The organism is Cytobacillus sp. FSL R5-0377 (assembly GCF_038004385.1).
In the GTDB taxonomy this organism is placed as follows: Bacteria; Bacillota; Bacilli; order Bacillales; family Cytobacillaceae; genus Cytobacillus.
On sequence record NZ_JBBORA010000001.1, the window covers coordinates 1,053,911 to 1,072,324 of the forward strand.

The 18,414-nt window shown below is 39.1% G+C and carries 22 protein-coding genes; 2 read left to right on the forward strand and 20 right to left on the reverse strand.

The features are described 5' to 3' along the window. Positions 1–18: 18 nt before the first annotated feature. Both NSQ49_RS05190 and NSQ49_RS05195 read left to right on the forward strand, forming a co-directional pair. A complete protein-coding gene (locus NSQ49_RS05190; RefSeq protein ID WP_251283116.1) occupies positions 19–381 on the forward strand; it encodes a helix-turn-helix domain-containing protein in 363 nt (120 codons plus the stop codon). Positions 382–597: 216 nt separating this feature from the next. Then, positions 598–2,079, forward strand: a complete 1,482-nt coding sequence (locus NSQ49_RS05195) for a DNA/RNA helicase domain-containing protein (protein ID WP_285868729.1) — start codon at positions 598–600, stop codon at positions 2,077–2,079. 10 nt (positions 2,080–2,089) lie between these two features. On the opposite strand, the gene NSQ49_RS05200 is transcribed toward NSQ49_RS05195, so the two are convergent. From NSQ49_RS05200 to NSQ49_RS05295, 20 genes are all read right to left on the reverse strand, one after another. Then, positions 2,090–2,293 carry a hypothetical protein gene (locus NSQ49_RS05200; protein WP_251283115.1) on the reverse strand — a complete coding sequence of 68 codons (204 nt, stop codon included), beginning with the start codon at positions 2,291–2,293 and terminating at the stop codon, positions 2,090–2,092. Positions 2,294–2,501: 208 nt separating this feature from the next. Beyond that, on the reverse strand, positions 2,502–3,191 hold the full coding sequence (locus tag NSQ49_RS05205; protein ID WP_251283114.1) for an N-acetylmuramoyl-L-alanine amidase: 690 nt from the start codon (positions 3,189–3,191) through the stop codon (positions 2,502–2,504). A gap of 118 nt (positions 3,192–3,309) precedes the next feature. Continuing rightward, complete coding sequence (locus NSQ49_RS05210) at positions 3,310–3,576, reverse strand: phage holin (RefSeq protein ID WP_251283113.1); 267 nt, start codon at positions 3,574–3,576, stop codon at positions 3,310–3,312. A gap of 1 nt (position 3,577) precedes the next feature. Continuing rightward, entirely contained in the window at positions 3,578–3,835 is a 258-nt protein-coding gene (locus NSQ49_RS05215; RefSeq protein WP_251283173.1) for a hemolysin XhlA family protein, read from the reverse strand. Positions 3,836–3,890: 55 nt separating this feature from the next. Beyond that, positions 3,891–4,094, reverse strand: coding sequence for a hypothetical protein (locus NSQ49_RS05220; protein WP_251283112.1), 204 nt, complete (start codon positions 4,092–4,094; stop codon positions 3,891–3,893). Further along, positions 4,091–7,840: a phage tail spike protein gene (locus NSQ49_RS05225; RefSeq protein WP_251283111.1), complete on the reverse strand. Its 3,750-nt coding sequence runs from the start codon at positions 7,838–7,840 to the stop codon at positions 4,091–4,093. Before NSQ49_RS05225 ends, NSQ49_RS05220 begins: the two co-directional genes overlap by 4 nt. Beyond that, positions 7,841–8,587 (reverse strand): distal tail protein Dit, encoded by a 747-nt coding sequence (locus NSQ49_RS05230; protein ID WP_251283110.1) that lies wholly within the window; start codon positions 8,585–8,587, stop codon positions 7,841–7,843. Further along, complete coding sequence (locus NSQ49_RS05235; protein ID WP_251283109.1) at positions 8,584–10,920, reverse strand: phage tail tape measure protein; 2,337 nt, start codon at positions 10,918–10,920, stop codon at positions 8,584–8,586. The genes NSQ49_RS05230 and NSQ49_RS05235 overlap by 4 nt, the downstream gene beginning before the upstream one ends. Positions 10,921–10,926: 6 nt before the next feature. Further along, entirely contained in the window at positions 10,927–11,529 is a 603-nt protein-coding gene (locus NSQ49_RS05240; protein WP_251283108.1) for a Gp15 family bacteriophage protein, read from the reverse strand. Between the two features lie 4 nt (positions 11,530–11,533). Further along, the gene (locus NSQ49_RS05245; RefSeq protein WP_251283107.1) at positions 11,534–11,920 is read right to left on the reverse strand and encodes a hypothetical protein; all 387 of its coding nucleotides are present in this window, start codon (positions 11,918–11,920) and stop codon (positions 11,534–11,536) included. 30 nt (positions 11,921–11,950) lie between these two features. Continuing rightward, positions 11,951–12,397: a phage tail tube protein gene (locus NSQ49_RS05250; RefSeq protein ID WP_251283106.1), complete on the reverse strand. Its 447-nt coding sequence runs from the start codon at positions 12,395–12,397 to the stop codon at positions 11,951–11,953. A gap of 11 nt (positions 12,398–12,408) precedes the next feature. Next, positions 12,409–12,807 (reverse strand): minor capsid protein, encoded by a 399-nt coding sequence (locus NSQ49_RS05255; protein ID WP_251283105.1) that lies wholly within the window; start codon positions 12,805–12,807, stop codon positions 12,409–12,411. An 18-nt stretch (positions 12,808–12,825) separates the two neighbouring features. Beyond that, positions 12,826–13,176, reverse strand: a complete 351-nt coding sequence (locus NSQ49_RS05260; protein ID WP_251283104.1) for a minor capsid protein — start codon at positions 13,174–13,176, stop codon at positions 12,826–12,828. Next, complete coding sequence (locus NSQ49_RS05265; protein ID WP_251283103.1) at positions 13,173–13,511, reverse strand: putative minor capsid protein; 339 nt, start codon at positions 13,509–13,511, stop codon at positions 13,173–13,175. The genes NSQ49_RS05260 and NSQ49_RS05265 overlap by 4 nt, the downstream gene beginning before the upstream one ends. Beyond that, positions 13,505–13,900: a hypothetical protein gene (locus NSQ49_RS05270; protein WP_251283102.1), complete on the reverse strand. Its 396-nt coding sequence runs from the start codon at positions 13,898–13,900 to the stop codon at positions 13,505–13,507. Before NSQ49_RS05270 ends, NSQ49_RS05265 begins: the two co-directional genes overlap by 7 nt. Positions 13,901–13,902: 2 nt before the next feature. Beyond that, the gene (locus NSQ49_RS05275) at positions 13,903–14,109 is read right to left on the reverse strand and encodes a hypothetical protein (protein WP_251283101.1); all 207 of its coding nucleotides are present in this window, start codon (positions 14,107–14,109) and stop codon (positions 13,903–13,905) included. A gap of 17 nt (positions 14,110–14,126) precedes the next feature. Beyond that, a complete protein-coding gene (locus NSQ49_RS05280) occupies positions 14,127–15,107 on the reverse strand; it encodes a major capsid protein (RefSeq protein ID WP_251283100.1) in 981 nt (326 codons plus the stop codon). A gap of 19 nt (positions 15,108–15,126) precedes the next feature. After that, complete coding sequence (locus NSQ49_RS05285) at positions 15,127–15,705, reverse strand: phage scaffolding protein (RefSeq protein ID WP_251283099.1); 579 nt, start codon at positions 15,703–15,705, stop codon at positions 15,127–15,129. Between the two features lie 99 nt (positions 15,706–15,804). Further along, positions 15,805–16,905 (reverse strand): phage minor capsid protein, encoded by a 1,101-nt coding sequence (locus NSQ49_RS05290; protein WP_251283098.1) that lies wholly within the window; start codon positions 16,903–16,905, stop codon positions 15,805–15,807. Continuing rightward, the gene (locus NSQ49_RS05295; RefSeq protein WP_251283097.1) at positions 16,905–18,407 is read right to left on the reverse strand and encodes a phage portal protein; all 1,503 of its coding nucleotides are present in this window, start codon (positions 18,405–18,407) and stop codon (positions 16,905–16,907) included. The genes NSQ49_RS05290 and NSQ49_RS05295 overlap by 1 nt, the downstream gene beginning before the upstream one ends. Positions 18,408–18,414 lie beyond the last annotated feature (7 nt).

Here is an 18,414-nt window from a genome sequence, read left to right on the forward strand (position 1 = left end):
AAGGTGGATAATTTGGGGTTGAATAATCATGAAATTAAAGAAATAAAAATTACATTCAAAATGGCTAGCTTAAATCCAAAGTATGTTGGAAAGTCGAAAGAAATAATAAGAATACTTGCCGACGAGTATAATGTTCCGTTTGAACGTGTTCACAAAATTATTTTTGGAACAAAAGCGAATGAAAAAATTGGGACTAATTTAAGGATACTTCGGATGAAAAGGAATCTAACTCAGCAAGAAGTAGCTGAATGTTTAGGTCTGTACTATCAAACTATTTGCTACTGGGAAAATAACAAAAATGCCCCCAAGAGTGACAATTTAGAAAAGCTTGCAAATTTTTATGGAGTTAATGTGGAGGAAATTACTGAAGGAAATTGTTAAGCAATCTTTATAAAATGATCATCCAACACCTAATACAAGCCTCCTCATTTTTTTAACTTTAAAAGTAAATAAAAGTTAAGTTTAACTACTTAATTTGTGTTTATCATTCTGGCCAGATTATTAGATAATTGATTTTACTATATCTACTTCCTTTAATGATAAATTATATTGTATTAAAGAAAAGACGTAAAAAATCTATAGATGCAGGTGAAAATATTGAGAAAGCCCGTTGATTTGAATTCTTTAGTAAGTAGTTACAAAGATTTACCCGCGGAAATCTATGAAGGAATCCTGAGTTTTTTCAATTTTACTATTAGAAATGAAGAGATTAATCAGATTTCTGCTTTTATTAGTAACCTAAATGTAGAAGACAGACACCTTGGATATTTTTATGTAGGTTATAAAATACCTCAAATTGATAAGGAATTTGACCTACTTAGAATTGGGGAAAATTATATTTTGAATGTAGAAATAAAATCCATTTTAAAAGAAGAAGACGCCCGTAATCAGTTATTGCAAAATAAATATTATTTATCTTCATTAGGTAAAAAGTTAAAATTATTTACTTATATTTCAGAAGATAATAGTTTTTATCAATTAGGAGATGAAGGAACGTTTTATCCAATAGATTTTGCTGTTTTCGAAAAGCTTTTAGAGAGTCAAAAATTAGAACACCATACAAATTTAGATGATCTATTTGACCCATCTGATTATTTGGTATCTCCCTTTAATGATAGTGAGAGATTCAATAATGGATCATATTTTTTGACGAAACAGCAACAGGAGTTTAAAGACGTAATTATAAAAAGCTCATCACAATTCATTATATTAGAGGGACTTCCAGGAACCGGAAAAACCTTATTACTTTATGATTTAGCTAAAGAATTTAGTGAAACACATGAAATAGTTATAATTCATACAGGAGTTTTAAATACTGGCCATTTAATACTGAACCAACAATACAAATGGAGAATCATCCCTATCAAAGAGGTTAAAGAGATTGAACACCTTAAACCTCAATTTATTTTTGTTGATGAAACTCAAAGAATGTATCCTTCTCAGCTAAAGTATATTATCGAATATATAAAAGAAAATAATATAGTCGGCTTTTTTTCTATCGATCCAAAACAAATACTTTCAATTCATGAACGTAACTATAATAATTTGAGCAAACTCAAGTCATTGAAAAATAGTGAGTTATTTAAGCTAAGTAAAAAGATTAGAACAAACAAAGAGCTTGGAGCTTTCATCAAAGGTTTGTTCAACTTAGATTATATGAAATATTGCAATAACACTGATAATATATCTATCCATTATTTTGGCGATATAAACCAAGCAAGAGGATTTGCAGAAGGGCTGGAGCGAGAGGGATGGCAGATAATTGACTATACAGGTCAAAACTTTAATGGGCAAGCAATTCAAAAGATGATGCTAAACAGAGGATTGAATGCACATGGTGTTTTAGGACAAGAATTTGATAAAGTACTTGTTTTAGTTGGTTCTACTTTTTATTACAATGATCAAAATAGTATTGCTGTAAGAAACGCAAATTATTATGATCCGGAGCGAATGTTCTATCAATCTGTTACTCGCGCTAGAAAACAAATCATGTTGCTTGTTGTAAATAATCCAGAATTTATGACTAAGGTCATAAAAGCATTGAAAAATACAAATGAAAAATATAGCCCCTCTCGATAGAGAAGGGCTTTTATAACTGATGGCCTAACTGCGAACTATCCTTTTCCCTGACTTCTATTTCAATCAAGGTCAAAAACCAAACAATGAACCCAAGCCATACCATTGAAGCTAACACTGCAACACCATTCTCATCTAAAGAGATCAAATATCCCACCAAAGTGCCAAAAAATGATGTAACTGCAAAGCACGTAACTGAATATAGAAGCTTTAACATTTCCTATCCTCCTCTCTAAGCAATTTATGAGCTAAAAATAACACAAATGATTTTTGAAGTAATACGATGTTCCAAAGTGGAACAATATTTTTTCCTAAAAAAATTGCCCTGGACTATTCGTCCAAGGCGATTTTTCACTTTCTCTTATGATATAAGTGTTCCCCCGTCACAGGCAATGCCATTCAGGGGTGTTATTTCTGAACCACTCTCACTTGACACGTAAGCGCTGTCCAACATAAATAGTATAGTTTTCATCGAGATTGTTCCAATCCCGGATCTGCTGAGTTGTGCTGCCATAGGTTCTACTTAACGAATAAACTGTATCTCCAGAAACAACCGTGTGATAAACTGCCGAATCCTTCTTAGGAAGATTAAAACTTTTCACAATTCCATTCACATGTCCGCGAGCGAGATTTTCAATAAAGGTGCTTGATTTTAATTTAGCTGCATCATTGGCATTGTCAATAAATCCATTTTCAGTTAACAAAGCAGGCATCGATGTTTCACGAAGTACATGGAAGTTTGCCTGCTTTTTACCGCGATCATTAAAATTTACCAGCTTAATTACTTCAGAATGGATATTGTTTTGATAGGTGGTAGTTGGTGCTCCAACTCCTGGATAAATGTAATCTTCATAACCTGTTCCCCCGCCTGCGTTAATGTGGACTGATAAGAAGAAATCAGCTCCCCATGCATTGGCAGCATTCGTACGCTCAGATAAGGAAACTGTTTGATCTCCAGTTCGGCTCATGCGGATTGAAACATTATCATATTCAAGGGTTAAAATATCTTTTATACGTGTGGCGATTTGAAGTGTTAAATTCTTTTCCTGAAGACCATTTCCTACTGCACCTGGATCTGTGCCGCCGTGACCTGGATCAATAAAAAGTTTTACCATATTTAATCACCTCTAATAATATTTTTATTCACAAATCTATTAACAGATTGTACTACTGCCCTTCTCACATACCAATCACCCCTTTTAGTGCACAAGAAAAGCCACCCAAAAGGGCAGTTTATTTAGGCCACTGATAACGCTTAGCTTGTTGACTATCCTCGATTCCCTTCGTTGTAGGATCATTCAAGGCATTCCACATACTCACCACAATCAGCAATAAAACATATGGATTTAAAAAAGCTTCGACCAGTAAATTAAAAACAGAACCCCATGTAGTGAGGTCCTGTGCGGTTAATCCATAATAACCAAGTATTGGTGCAAGAAATGCTAAAAATAGCTGGGCTAAGAAGATTGGATTTTTAAAGCGTACCTTCCAATTTATCAATTTATTGCCCTCCTCTTAAAACGTTATAAAAAATAGCGATTGCTCCTCCTATAATACCGGTGCAAATCGCTGTAATAATGGCTCCTGTAATTGTTCTTTTGATCCATGTAGTATTTTCATCAATTTTATTGAGCTTTTCATTTATAGAAATAATTTGCTGATCATGCCGATCTGTTACTCGTTCCAATTTGTTAACACGAAGCTCGATATTCTTTATTTCACCCTTCAATTCAGCAATTTCTTGATTAGATGCGTTCATTGGCTCCTCCTCTTGCGTCACTAAGAATTCCTCCTTTGAAGTAATAAAAGAATCCTTAATTTTGAGGTTCTACACCATCAATTTCTTCGTGTGAGTTAACCAGTTTGTTTTCAAGTTCCTGGATTTTTTTCAGTAATTCTTGATTTTGAGAAACCGCATTATCGAACTGTGCCTTCAAGATAATATTTTCGTATTTGAGTTTTCCAAGTTCAGTTTGTAGATAAGGGTCGATAGAAATTTTTTGTTTTTGTTCGCTCATTGAAAACCATTCCTTTCAAGTTTGCTTTCTAATTCTTCTACTCTGTTAAACAATTCTCTGATTAAAGGGATATATAAAACAGGCAACCTGTCATATTGAACTTCTTCAAGTTCCCTTTCTCCTTTTTCATTTGGCGGCCCATAAACCACGAATCTTTCAAGCCCCGCTTGGACAATATCCTCTGCAACTACTCCCGGAATTCTCCTGATATCAGAAACGTTCGCATCATCCCAATTGATTTCTTCACCCGCAGCTTCTTTGGTTAGGAGATCCGCATAACCTTCTGTGGATCTCTTGTCATACCAGGTTTTAGGATCAACATTCAGGATCTTCTTAGCTTCTTCAAGTTCTATATCCTGCTCCTGAAGCTTGTACTTCCGGGCAGAAGAAGAACGCCAAATATACCCATTAGAATTGACATGAAGATTTGCTCCGCCTGTTGTTGTTCGGTTATACAGCTTCGGCATTCTGTGTTCATTATTGTCATAAAGAGTTAATTGCGCCCCTATATAAGTTCTAATGAATATATTGCCACCTTCCTGTTGGTTTACCAAAGCAAGTTCATCACTTGCAGGGCTTCCGAATCCAAAGTATCCCGCGCGACTGAAACCATCTCCATCCTTGAAAAACTCCATATAACAATGAGTTTCCCCGACAAGTTGAAGCATATCGGAATCAGCCACAATCCTTGTTTTATTGTGCATATCAATATACTTTGGAGCAGTTCCTATTAGCCTGAAGTGCATGGAATCTTGTCCTGAAATCACGACATTTCTTTGATCCCCACTTGAAGCCCCTCTTATATCAAGCATAAGCTGACCATTTTGATTCATTGGGCTTAAATCCCCTATGCCTACTCTGTCGGCTCTTATATAAAAGGGATATGCTCTGAATGATTCATCATGTGATCCGTTTAATCTCGGAACTGTATCGGCTGCAATCCCGGAAAGGTCAACCCCTTCATTATCAACCAACCCCGGCATTATCGTCGTGGATTCAGGATAATACTTGTATTCATACGGGAGATCATAATAGAAAAAAGTATCTCTCGGCTTTGCTACTAAATCGGCAGATACACTTGAAATGAAAGACCCATTGAACATTGATGTTTCTCTGTATGATTTTGTCCAATCTCCGGGGATTAGGTATATAGTTTGACTAACATACCCATTTCGCACAATGGTTTCATTTTCTGTGTCTATTGCATAATCCTTGCATTCAATCCCTGAACCAAGCCCCACAAGATCAATCGAACCTGAATTGATATTTGGCGAATTAATTTCAACTCCGGCAGTTAAAGATCCGGCAAAAGTGACATTTCCGTTTGAATCAACAATAAATTGATCATTGACGTTCAAACCTTCCCAAGCCTTTATGTTCTTGGCTTCGATATCACCTTGAACGATTAAGTTCCCTCTAAGTCTGATTCTTACGTCTGTTTTCCTTACATAAACCTTTGAACCTGAAACACCATTGTAAAAATAGCATTCCCAATGAACGGGATCCTTTCCCGAGTAAGCCCCCTGCGGAATCGTCCGGGAAAATTTAACCCGCTTTTCGGCATTAATAGGAATGGAAGCAACGCTTGTTAATAAAAAGTTATCACTCCATGAAGTGCCATCTTCAAAAAAAACATTAATAGTCATAGGCATTGAAGGCGTTTTCGTTGCTTCTACATAAAGCATGAAATCAAAGGCAATTTCATCCCCTTCTTCCGGGGAAGGCCTATTATATTTGGTTGAATCCGTTTCCTCCATGAGATAAATCCAATCATCCAAATAAGCATACTGATACCACGTTTGACCGTTAAAGGTAACAGGGATCATATAGCCATATTTACCTTCTTCAGCAGTTGCAATATTGGCCCCAAGTTGCGCCCTTACGTCAATTCTGGCAACGTCTAAATAGTCTGAAGTGATTTTTTTTGCGCTTATATTGCCAATCTTGGCATTTGTTACAGCTAAATCAGCAATTTTCGCTGTGTCCACCGCTAAATTAGCAATCTTGGCATTTGTTACAGCCAAGTTTTGAATATGCCCTGTATTTACAGCCAAGTTTGCAATTGCCGCAGAACCAACGGCAGCGTTTTTAATATCCGCTGAATCGATCACAATTTTGTTTGATGATGTTCTATCAAGCTTGTCATTTGTAATGGATCCTATTGCAAGCTTTTCTGCTGTTATTAACAAGTCTGATAGATCCGCGCTTCCGATCCGGGCCGTTTGGGCTGATTTTTCATCAGAAAATGGGCCTGCTGTGCCTGCCCTGTTTACACCCCGAACCCTCACATAATATTGTTGGTTTGGTTCGCCTTCATAGGCAAAAACACTTGTTACAATCCGAGCCGCCAAATTTGAAGCATCAGGAGTAAATCCCGGAATTGTAGAAACATAAACTTCATATTCTTTCAGATAGGCGCTTGTATCAGCATCCCATTCAATGATCACTTTGGAGAATGCCCCTGTAACCGTTACAGTAGGTTTTGCCGGAGTTATATCCGCAAAGTCCTTGTCCTCAATAGGGCCAAGGTTTCCGGCACCTTCGTCCCATATCCCTTCTTTTCCGTCTACTTTGCTTTCAATGTTCTTCAGTTTTGAAGCTAAATCTGTAAACATCGGTAGGAAGTTGCCAAGGATAATTTCTGTGTTTTCAGGGTTTGCAAGATCCCGCTTGATTTCAATTACCCTTGCTTCAATTCGTAACTCCGGGGTGAATTCCTTATCAATTACAAAAACGGTATCCCCAAGCCTCACTTTCTCATGTGATAGGCCCGATACCGTTTCCAAATCAAGGACATTCATTTCATAAGTAACTTTGGGAGCATTAACCCCTTGAAGGGCATTCCAAGTCTTTTGCAATAAAGCTGCGGCATCTGTTTCCTGCCCATCTTCAAATACTCCAAACCTATGAACTTTCTCCCCGGTTTCAGGATCAATGCGGCCAAACTGCTCTAAAGCTTCAGGATCCCCAACCCATTCTTGCCCTGCAGGCTTATCAACAGGATCTAACCCGGATCCGTTCCAAACCTCGTCAGCAAAAGTTAAGCGCCTTGAATATCCACCCGTTTCCGTTTCTTCCCCTTTTCCTCGTCCATATAGAGCTGTTTTGACGTTTGAAGCATCAACAGTTCTTTTTATACTCAAAAGATCTTTTGTGTATTCAAACCGCTTTCCTGTGTCCGCTCCGCGCCTTGCAAGGAGATCAACAAAACGGCCTGTGATCTTATTTCCGTCAAAGGTTACGCGCTTCTTCAGTTCCCCGCCCCATGTTTGAATGATCTTCTGGATAGAGGAAACGGCAGATTCATAATAAAAGTTTGTCGTTCTTAGACCAAGATCCGCAACGATTCCTTTCTTGAATCTGCTCTTTGAAAGGGCATCGTCCATAGCATCGCTTGCTGTGCCGTTAACCGTTCTAAGATCCTCAATAATATCATCATTCATTTCAAAGAATGAATGCTCTGCATAGGCCCTTGTCACAAGTTCTAAGCCGTTGTGTTCTTCCTCGGTTTTATAGATCTGGAATAGTAGATATTCGCCATCTTCATCCTTAAAAACGACAAGATTATTTTCTTTAACGTGTGCAGCTGCTGCGTGATTTGCCGGAACAGAAAATTCAAAAGTATGATCTTTATTTAATTGTTCTGTGTGAATGGCATCAAAAAAAGGGCATTTCCCGCTGTTATCGTTTTGCAAAACTGCAAGAAGCCCCTCTGATTGTCCTTCAAGTATAAAAAGCTTGTTCATTTATAGCCACCTTCTTACATAAACAAGGCTTATCGCACTAACCCTTTTAGGCGTAACAGTTAAAGTTGTATCTCCCGGATTCAAAGAGAAAAAATTCGAATTAATATCAAGTGCAGTAATTAAGCTACTTATGCCGTTATAAGTAATTGTGCCAACTTGACAATTAATCACAACTTCATCACCCGCCACAAAATCCCGTACAATCCGTATAAATTCATTTGTACTTTTCTCAATCTTTAATTCAGTAGCTGAAGCCAAAAAATCAACTGTGATTATAGGAAATGCTTCTGCCGTTCCTGGGTTATATATCGTTGAAGAATCGTTTGAAATCGTTGCAGAACTTTCTGTTATGGAATAAGCAAAGGGATCCGAACAAAGGAACTCAATTTCAGCAGTTCGCTTTGCAAAGATTCCTTCAAAATCTGTATTTCCTGTTACTACCGCAAAATATTTCTTGTCGGGTTCATCATCAAAAATTAATTCGCCTGGGCCATTCCGGGGATCCAGCCATGCAGCTAAATCCCTTATAGCGCTTCTAAAGTTTGCAAGAGAATCCCGGAAAAGGCTGATTGTTACAATGATTCTCTTTTCTTCAAGTCTGTACCCAAAATAATAGGTTCCATGCTTTGTGCCTGCTGCAGCAGTTTTGCTGTCGATCACTGGGAGTGTGTCCCGGCCTTCGATATTGGCTATTGTGAGGCCCCTTGTACTTGAATGGCTGCCTCTATATTTTAAGCCCCATGTCACCCGCTGACACCTCCCACTCGTAAAGATCTGTTTTCTAAGCTTGCTAGCCTTTGGCTAATTCCCGTTGCATCTCTTTCATTCCGAACATTCGGCATGATTAGTTGTATTGTTTTATGAACGGTATTTGTTACCAGGTTTGCAGCTTGGGCCGCTCTGATCTTTTGATTGCTTATGTCTAGCCTTGCATCATTCAAAGGCTTCCTTGTGCCAACGGCAACTGTTTCCCCGATTTGGGTTGAAGCCTTCATAAGCTGTTTGGCCCTTGATAATAAGCCATCTTCAAGCCCTTCAGTAAAGAAGCCACCAAGTTCAATTGCAACCCTTGACGGACTGTGGATCCTCAAAGCGCCTTTGATCTTGTCTTTAATGCTGTTTGCAATGTTGCTGGCTGTCCTCATTAAACTTCCAAGCATCCCGGTTAATCCATTGATAAGGCCCTGAATAATATTCCGGCCAATGTTTTTCAAGTCGATTCTTCTAAAGAAATCCTCAACATAACCCCATAATCTTTGGGCTGTCTCTTTGACCCGGTTCATCCCTTCTTGGACTACATCTTTCAGGGCATAAAAACGATCTTTCATTGCCTGCCAAATAGCCTGTGCTTTGTCCTTTACAAGGTTGTAAGCACTTGTCAGGGTGTTTTGTATCTTGGACTTGATAGAATCGTAAATTGACGTTGTTTTGTCCTTTATAGACTGCCATTTACTAGAGATATAGCTTCGTATATTTTCAGCTGTATTCTGGGCAGCATCTTTCATAGAATTCCAAGTGTTCACAAAGAAATTTTTGATTCCCTTGTAAATTTCTTCTGTTTTCTTTTTGGTGGCTTCCCATGATTTTTTTACAAAATCGGTTATAAATTGAACCGTTTTTTCAAAGACAAGTTTGGTTGCATCCCAAAAATTAGACAGGAAGGTTTTCAGCTGCCCCCATTTTTCCTTTGTCCACTTACTAATATCGTCCCAATTTTGATATATTAGGAATGCTAAAGCTACAACAATAGCTGAAATGATTCCAACCGGGCCGGTCAAAGCCATCATTGCAGTACGGATCAAAGGAAATATGGCTTTAAGTTTGGTAAACCAATTTAAAGCCGTTGTAATATGAGGGATCATTGCGCCCAATACAGTAAGAAAAGGGCCAATTGCTGCAGCAATCATTCCGATTCCAACAACGATTGCTTGCATAACCGGATCCATGGAGCCAAAGGCATTCGCAACAAAGGAAATGGCATCAGAAACATAAGGAAGTACCACCATGGCAAAATCTAAAAGCACCTTACCCAAAGGCTCCAAAGATATTAAAGCTTCTCTGGTGAACTGCTTCCACTTCGTGCCAAAGGATTCTTCTGTTACTTTGTTCATTTCCTCCATGGATCCTTTAGCATCCTGTATTCCGCCATCAATGCCACCAAGGGCATACATGGCATCAGCTTCAAGATCTTCCCACTTAGTACCATAAAGCCCAACGCCTATTTCATTAGCTTTTACCTGATCATCCATGTCCTTTAGTTCTTTAATGACTGCATTGTGAACGTCTTTGACAGTTCCTTTCCCTGCTAAGAAGTCCTTCCATACCTTTTGAGTGCTTTCAGACATTTGACTCATAGCATCAGAAGTACTTTTTGATCCGTCTTTCACCCGGATCTGGAATTCCTTCATAACATCATTTACGTAATCAAGGTTATAAACCCCGGCTTTGCTGCCTTGTTCTAAAAGCTGAAAGTATTCGGCAGCTGTAAAGCCCATTTCCCCAAAGAGTGGAGAATATTCGCTGAGGTTATCAAACATTTCTTTGGAGAAGTTTAAGCCGTTCTGCGCTCCATGGGCCATAAGGTCAAAGGCCTCGTCTGAAGAAATCCCAAACGCTTCCATAAGGTTGCCCCCGGCCCTTGTAACCTCATTCACATCAGCATCAAAGGTATTCGCGAGATTCAAGGCCGATTTGGTTGCCTTTTCAAGATCTTGATCATTTAGGCCCCTCATATTTTGTTTTGTTTCAATCAGGGCATTTGTAACATCTTCAAGGCTTTCACCATACCCCGCTGTATACACATTCTTTGCATACTGCGTTAACTTCTCTGTTTCTTTAGCAGTAAGCCCCAAACTATTTCTTAATTTGGTCTGGGCTTCTCCAACATTCATTGCAGCAGTAACCCCAGCAGCGCCCATTGCAGTAAGAGGAACCGTTACAGCTTTGTTCATTCTTTCGCCAATGGATCCCATTCTGTCCGCAACATCTTGTACCCGTCTTTCGATTTGCTGCAGGCCGGATTCAACATTATTTGTATTTATTTCAGTGTTAATGACTATGCGCCCATCACCTGAAGCCACTTAATCTCACCTACCCTTTTTGTAGGATCTTTTAAGAGATTCACCAATTGACGTTAAAGCCGCATCCGCTTCATCTAGGGAAGGTTTTTCGTTTTTCAGCCTATAAACCCGCTTCAGTTCGATAATACGCTTGCGTTCTTCCTGATTGTATTTGGTAGGTGCGGGGATCTTTTGCGCCCGGATTGCCACAACCTCTTTGAATTTCGTATCATCGGAAAGCCCATCCAATAAGGCTTTAAACTTCTCCCAATGAAGTTTTCCTTGCATATCAAAGAGATCCATTTTGTAATCCTGGAGAAAAGAAGCATATATAAAGCCCGCATCCTGTTCAAAGTCGTAATAGGCTTTCCCTCCGCTTTCTGGGCTTTTAGGGAAAAGCACCTTTTCAAAAAGAAAGCCTATGAATTCGGCCTTATCCTCAATGGATAAATCGAACTCATAGGCATTTTTAACAAGCATTTCAAATAGAATTTCAATTTTTTCATAATCATCGAATGAATCACTCTGCAACAGTTCATTAGTTCTTAGAACGTTGTCAAAAGCAAGATTCAAAGCGAATATTTGACCGTTAAACTCTATTTCATCTGTGAATCTATCTGTTAACTTCATTGGCTTACTTCTTTCCTAAATAATAGGCTTTTTCCTTCTCCTTAAATACTTTCAGGCGTTTGTCTACAACTTGCATCAGCTGCATGATAATATCAGCCATAACAAGTAAAGATTTGCCTGTTTCGCTGTATATCTTTTCAAAGGATCCTTCACCTAATAAAGCTTCAGTGACTTCAAACATCATTTCGTGATTCTCTTTTTCTGCTGCTTTCTGTTCTTTTGATGTCATTTTAGAATAATCCCTTTCGCTCATTTTCAGGGATTCTTTGCGGAATTTAAGAAAAACTTTATCGTATCTATTCATACTTTCGTCATTCAATTCCAAACGGTAGATAGAATCAAGGATTTCCACTTCTTCATATGTCTTTTGAACATCTATTTTGATTGCCATTAATTTTCCCCTTTGGTTATTTGTTATAAATTAAGCGCCTGTTGCTGGCGCTGTATAAGTCGGTTTTCCGTTAAAGTGGATCTCAAAGCTGAATGTGCTTTTCTCATTGGCTGCACCTGAAGCACCAACGATATTCGCAACCGTTACTTTTCCTGAAAAGGATCCTCCGTCCGGCTCTGTCCAACGGAAGTTTGTTTTCCGTCCTTCTCCTGTTTCTGTTTGAAGGCTTGCAATGAAATCTTGCGCTGGATCTCCATAAGCTCTATGTCCTTCAAAAGCAATAACAAGCTGTGCGCCTGTTACGTCAGAGGAAGCAAAGCCATCTCCATCTAAATACATAGTTTGATCAATCTCTTCATTCCATTGTGGATCAAAGGAGGAAATCCCTTTAGCTAATAATGCAAAAGTTGCTGCTGTTTCATCTGCGCTTTGCGCTGTGTCAATCTCGAAAGAGTGAGCAGATTGTAAAGTAAACATATAAAAACCCCCTAAAGTTTTGTAAGAGTAGCATTAAATAAAGTCGAATAAATATAGCTGCCCCGGCTATCTTTTTCAATCAAAATAGGCATGGTGTATATTTCCGATTTGATAAACTGATAGGATCCATCAGCAGGCTTAACCGCATCAGTCCCTAATTCATCAAGATAAACCGCTAAGTTATTCATGGTGTCAATGGCTTGGCCCTGATTCTTGTGTTTAACAAGGATCTGAAAGGCAATAATCCAATCTTTGGACCCGTCTATAAACCTCTCCAAGGGTGCTGAAGGGGTTCGCCTGATTGTTATGGCATTCGGATCATCTGGCAGAACATCAACCGTCAGGGCATCAAATAAAGAAAGCCTACTTTCTAAATGATTTGCCATATCGTCTATGAAATCTGAAGGCATAGGGGAAGCGCCCCTTTCTTACAAGTGCCGATCAATGGCCTGTTGTGTCATTCGTACCCAATCACTAGTAAATCGGGCTTTTGCAGCTTCAAACCAAAGCCCCTGAGCGTTCGGGTTTGCATCTTTTGAAAAATTGTATTGCGGATTATAATACAAGCGCCTTGCATATGGAGTATCCCAAACAATTTTGCCTTTTCCGATTTGGGAAGCCCTAACCCCGGATCTTTCAAGTTCCCCGGTATCTTTGGGAATAAAAAAATTCGATCCTTTCAAAACTTCCTGATCAAGTTGCTTCTGCCCGGCTTTCATGGCTTTATTAACGGTTTCCCGGATCCCTCCGAGTTCCGCCCTTACGTTAAATCTGATCATGATAATTCAATCTCGTAATGATGAAGGGTATCGGTATACAAGGGATTAATACGGGTAATAAGCATTGTTACTCCCTGAAATGTCACCTTTGATTTTTCCTTAAATTCAAATTCGCCTGTGGCGCTTGAATTTCTTTGGTCAAAGAACAATAAGGCTTTAACACTCTTGCTTTCCGTATCTCTAGCCCGGCTGAAGCTTCTTTCAAAGTTAATTCTGATATTTTCAAGGGTTATTGCTGGCAGATACGCTTCTCGATAGCGCCCATTTTCCACAAACTGTTCATATTCCGCTGTATGAATTAAAAGCCGTTTGGGGATAGGCCGGATCTTTAACATCGAACCCCAACCCCCATATAAAGCAACCCGGTAGGGAATAGATAACGGTAGGACATATCAGAAAGGACTTGAACCCCTGCCGTACCGCCTGAAGCGTGAGATCCTTCCGTATAGCTAAACCCGCCTATGCTAACTGAAGAAGGGGAACCGCCATGAATAGACGTTTCCCCTCCTTCCAAGTGCATAAATTCAATTTGGGCTGCTACTGCTTTTTTAATATTGGTTTGAATGAATTCAGGCTGATCCGAAAGACCAAACTCGAAAAGCCTGTAATTCGTCACCATATCAATAAGATCTGAAGCTCTTGCTGCCAATTTGGCAAAGTCAACAGGATCTATTGGATTGCCTTTGTAAACATCATTATAAAAAGCCAGATCAATATAAGTCATGGCTACTCATCCTTTTTAGCTTCAGGCTCTTTCGCTTCGTTTTTCCGGGGGTTCTTCTTTTTATGCTCATTAGATTCCTCTACTGTATAACCTTTAATCTTAAACCATTCGATCAACCAATTATTATCGGTTTCAGCTTCTCCATTAACAAATTGAAGGGATGCGCTATTACCGTTGTAATTAGGATTAGGACTTTTAATTTTAGCCATAAAAAATGCTCCCTCCTTTATTGAACTTTAATATTACGGAGAACACCGGCTTTTCTAGTAGCTTTAAGGGCAACAGCAGCCACCATTTCAACCTCACCTGTTTTAACCGCTCCTGGTGAGTTGAAGTCAGGCAAGAAAGTGCGAATGATTTTATTACCTGTTGGGGAAACACCATGGAATCCATCCATGCCAAGGGAAACAGCATAAAGATCAGTTAAGCCCGTTTGCTCTGTGCCAACCGTACGGTTTACGATTGGGACAATAGGAACTGTTGAAGTACCGTCATAGAAATATTCAAGATCAACCAGAGGAATTCCATCATAACCAGTTACGGTGCGACCAAATCCATCCTCTGTCTTAGTCGCATAACCAGCCCGGCGGGCAACCGATTTGATTTTTGTGATTAACTTGCTATTACCCATTAACATTGTTGGCCGGCCATCTAATTCCGCAAGGAAATTATCGATCTCATCTAATAAAGCAAACTTCTTACTTTCTAATCCTGCTTCATCTGAAATATCAATTACTGATTCCGTATTTAATTCTGTATTAGATCCAGCAAGAGCCTTATCTAACCCATCAAACGCTTTAGAATCGACTGCTGAATCACCATTAATCACAGTGTGATGAAACAGATTGGCCGCTCCTTTAATCTTTTGCTGCATTTGGAAGTTCATTTCATTGATTTGACCACTAGTATCCTGAATTACACGGTCAATTTTAAATGCTCCCCCAAATATTTTAAGATTCACATATTGATTCTCACGGTCTGCTTCATTTGCTGTGTATTCACTGTTGATTTCACGGAATCCAGCAGTTGAAGGAGTTTTTAAACGAGTGTAACCATAAGTTAAAGTTGATCCACCTGTACCTGGTGAAACGGCATTATCGAATGTTAACTGATCTAAAAGGAATGAAGCTCGACGAAATTCATCGATAACCTGCTGGTCAATATGGTCCGCCATTCCAACCTTTGCTTGTGCTAAAGTAATTGGCATAAACAATCATCTCCTAATCTTAATTATTGGTTGTTGAAAACCTTTGATTTAGTGCATCTAAAAGAGTACTAGGCTCACCACCAGAAGTGGTTTGGTGTTGTCCTTGAGAAAATGTTGGCTTACTTGCTTGCTGCTCTGTTTCAAATAAATAAGCATCGCTTTTCTGCAATGCTTTCAACTGATCTTCCAAGCCAAGGAGCTTATCTCCATCAAGCTTGATAGAATCCTTATTTAATAGAGCTTCAACTGCTTTAGGGTTCTTGGCCTTAGCATCTGTTAATGCCGTTTTAAGGGCAAAATTAAAAGCCTGATCTTGGATCCTGGCTTGATAGTCTTGAATAGTCTTTTTATTCAAGTCTGTAAGTTCTTGGATCTTGGCTGTTAATTCCTCATTGCCCGTGGCTTTGGCTTTAAGATCTTCAAGCTGAGAGTCGCGATCTTTTAGCTGTTTTTTAAGATCCTTTGCGTTATCAAGAGCATCATCAAACTTGCTTTTCGGGATCCAATTTCCATCAGAAACAATCGCAATCTTGTTATCTCCCGCTTTTTCCATGACTTGCTTATAAAGTTCTTCACCAAGTAATTCATTTAAATCCATCTATATTAATCTCCTTTTTAATGTTTTTTAACGTGTCACACCTCACGCAAAAGGATCCGTTTCTTTATGGCGTCTAACCTTTAAAAAGACGCACTACTATCAATAAGCCTTTTCTCGGTCATATCGCCGTGTTCGACCAGTATCGTCAATAAAGGCTCTCATGGTAGCTTGTCGTTGCCGTACTTTCTTTTTAGCAGCATCAATGGCTTCAGATTCACCCAGGGCTTCTGCAACGGCTAATTGTCTTTTAGCTTTTCTGATTTCTCTTTCTAAGTGCCTTTGCTTTTGGCTTTCTTCGTAAATCTTCCTGTTTTCTGCAGCTGGGTATGGCCTGTAGACACGCTTTGAAAAACCTTCAATATAAGGGTAAAAAACATGCCGGCAATTAATCCCCCTTAGTCCATCAGGTTCGCCATAGCTAGTTAATGAAAGAGGAGGGTATTTATTACTGCCTCCAGATCTTGAAAAGATTTTCCCCTGGTACTTTGCACATTTTGGCCTTGCACCCATATGTGAACTGACTTCAACTAAATCTGCTCCATATTCATCCATTCGAGTAAATTGCATTTCATTAGCAACACTATTTGAAATTGACCTTGTAACCATAGAAACATAAGCTTCCGTTGACATTTTGGCCCCATCTTTACGTATTAGAGCAGGAACACCGTGTTCTGCCCATCGTGCAGCTGTTTCTGCCAGCGCTTGTCTTGGTGTTTTTGTGCCAGCTAAGATTTTTCCTGTTGTTTCATTCAAGATGTTTAGATATATTTGCTGAGACTGATCTAACATCGTCGTATTAATTAGGTTGAAAGTTTCCCTTGCTTGCCTTTGAAAAGACACTAAGACCGCTTCAAGATCGGGACTTTCTTTAGGTAAAGGTGGTTGTAACAAGATTCCTTGAGTAACAGCCTCTATCAATTCCATTTCCGTTTCTGTAATTGCTTCGTAGCCGGCTTCTTCAAGCATAGTTGTTACAGTTTCAATCGAGAGTTCCGCATATTTAGCGATAGTTATAATATTTTGCTGTGTTAATTTTCCTAGTTGACCAAGCTTTTCGGTTTGCCACCTCTCCACGTCTTCTTCAAGCAGGCTTTTTCCTTGTTTCAGGATCTTGGCTATGTTCAGAAGAATTTCTTCCTCAACGGATAGAAAGACTTCGATAACAGGCATTGTTAATTGCTGTTGCCTTAGGGGTTCCATTAAGTCTCACCCTGGTCTTGTCTATTTTTATTTAGTCCAAAGAAATCAATTGCTTCAGCAGTTACTGTTGCATTTTCTTCCGCAATTTCTTTTAACAATTGTTCTGCTTCTTCTTCAGAAAAACCATGAATTTTCATAATCGCTTTTTTCTTAGAAGTCAGCTGATTAGTAACCAACTGAACTTGCTTTGCAATCTCCGCGTTTTGGTCTTCTGCTATCGAATCATCAAAAGCAACGGTGACTTCATATTGACCATCAGGGCGAGAAAATAACTGATATAGCTCAGCAACCTGGATGATACATTCCACAAGTTCCTGAATGCCAGCTTCAATAAGGTTTTCATGACTTTGCTTAGTACGGAAGGTCTTAGAGTTTTCCGAGACAACCTCTGTTGCTGTCTTGACTCCCTGTCCATCAAAAGTGAAAGCACCGGAAGAGAAACCTATTTGCATCGCCAAGACATTGAGCAAGGAGTTGATCGCTGAAATATGTTCCTCCACACGAAGTGATGCTGAAATATCAGCTATTTTATTGGCATCCATATCACCAAGAGCCATCGCCTGGTAAACTTCATCTTCGGCATCAAAGTAACGATGCATCTGACCTGTTTGGGGATCAATAACGGTTTGAATCGCCGTATCAGGTACTAAAATTCGCTTTTTCCCAAGCTTAAATTCTCGCTGAAACGAGTCAAAAGCAATATCCAAGGAATGCAGGGTATCAAGCGCATTAGCAAAAATAGAGATTCCTAATGGGCTGGTGGTATCCAAGTTATTAGCTACATTTGGCTTAAAGTAAACAAAACCTGGGCGCTTGTAATTTGAAATCCTAATCTCCTCTTCAAGGTTCGGGAAAAATTGCTTCAGTGAAACCTTAACTCCTAATTCCTCGCCAGTATTATTTTCATAGACCTCATTCCGGATTAGATAGGTCTCCCCATCCCACAGGTGCCATTCCAGGTGAGTGTATTTCTTTCCTTTCTTAGAGAATTCATTAATGAAAATAGCCTTCTTAATGGTGTTATGGTCCCAGCTAATCGGGATAAAACAATCAGCTGTTACATAGGAGAGCTTTAATAACCCATCCTCCACATAAGGCTTGATCACCATGCCACCCAATGCAAACTGGTATTCTAAGTAATCCTGGAATTTCTTAACGAAATTATTATTCTTAAAGACATCATGTAGGTTTTCGGATAAAGTCTTGTCAGAAATATTGATCTCGCAGCGTTCGTTAAAGATTAATGTTGCTAGCTCTTGAGAAACCACTTTGGGCATGTTCAGAGAAGCCATACGGCGTTTTTTCTGTCCGGCAATCGTTGTATATCGGATATCATGCCATTCACTAAAATAACCTTTATAAAGAGCTTTCCAATTGCCAATATACTTGTAGAAATCCTCATTAATTTGGATATCCTTGTGGTCAGCCAGCTTCTTAATGCCTTTAATCAATCCCATTCTGTACATCACCTGCCTTATGCGGACCAGCATGTTTTTGAACATTGGTTGT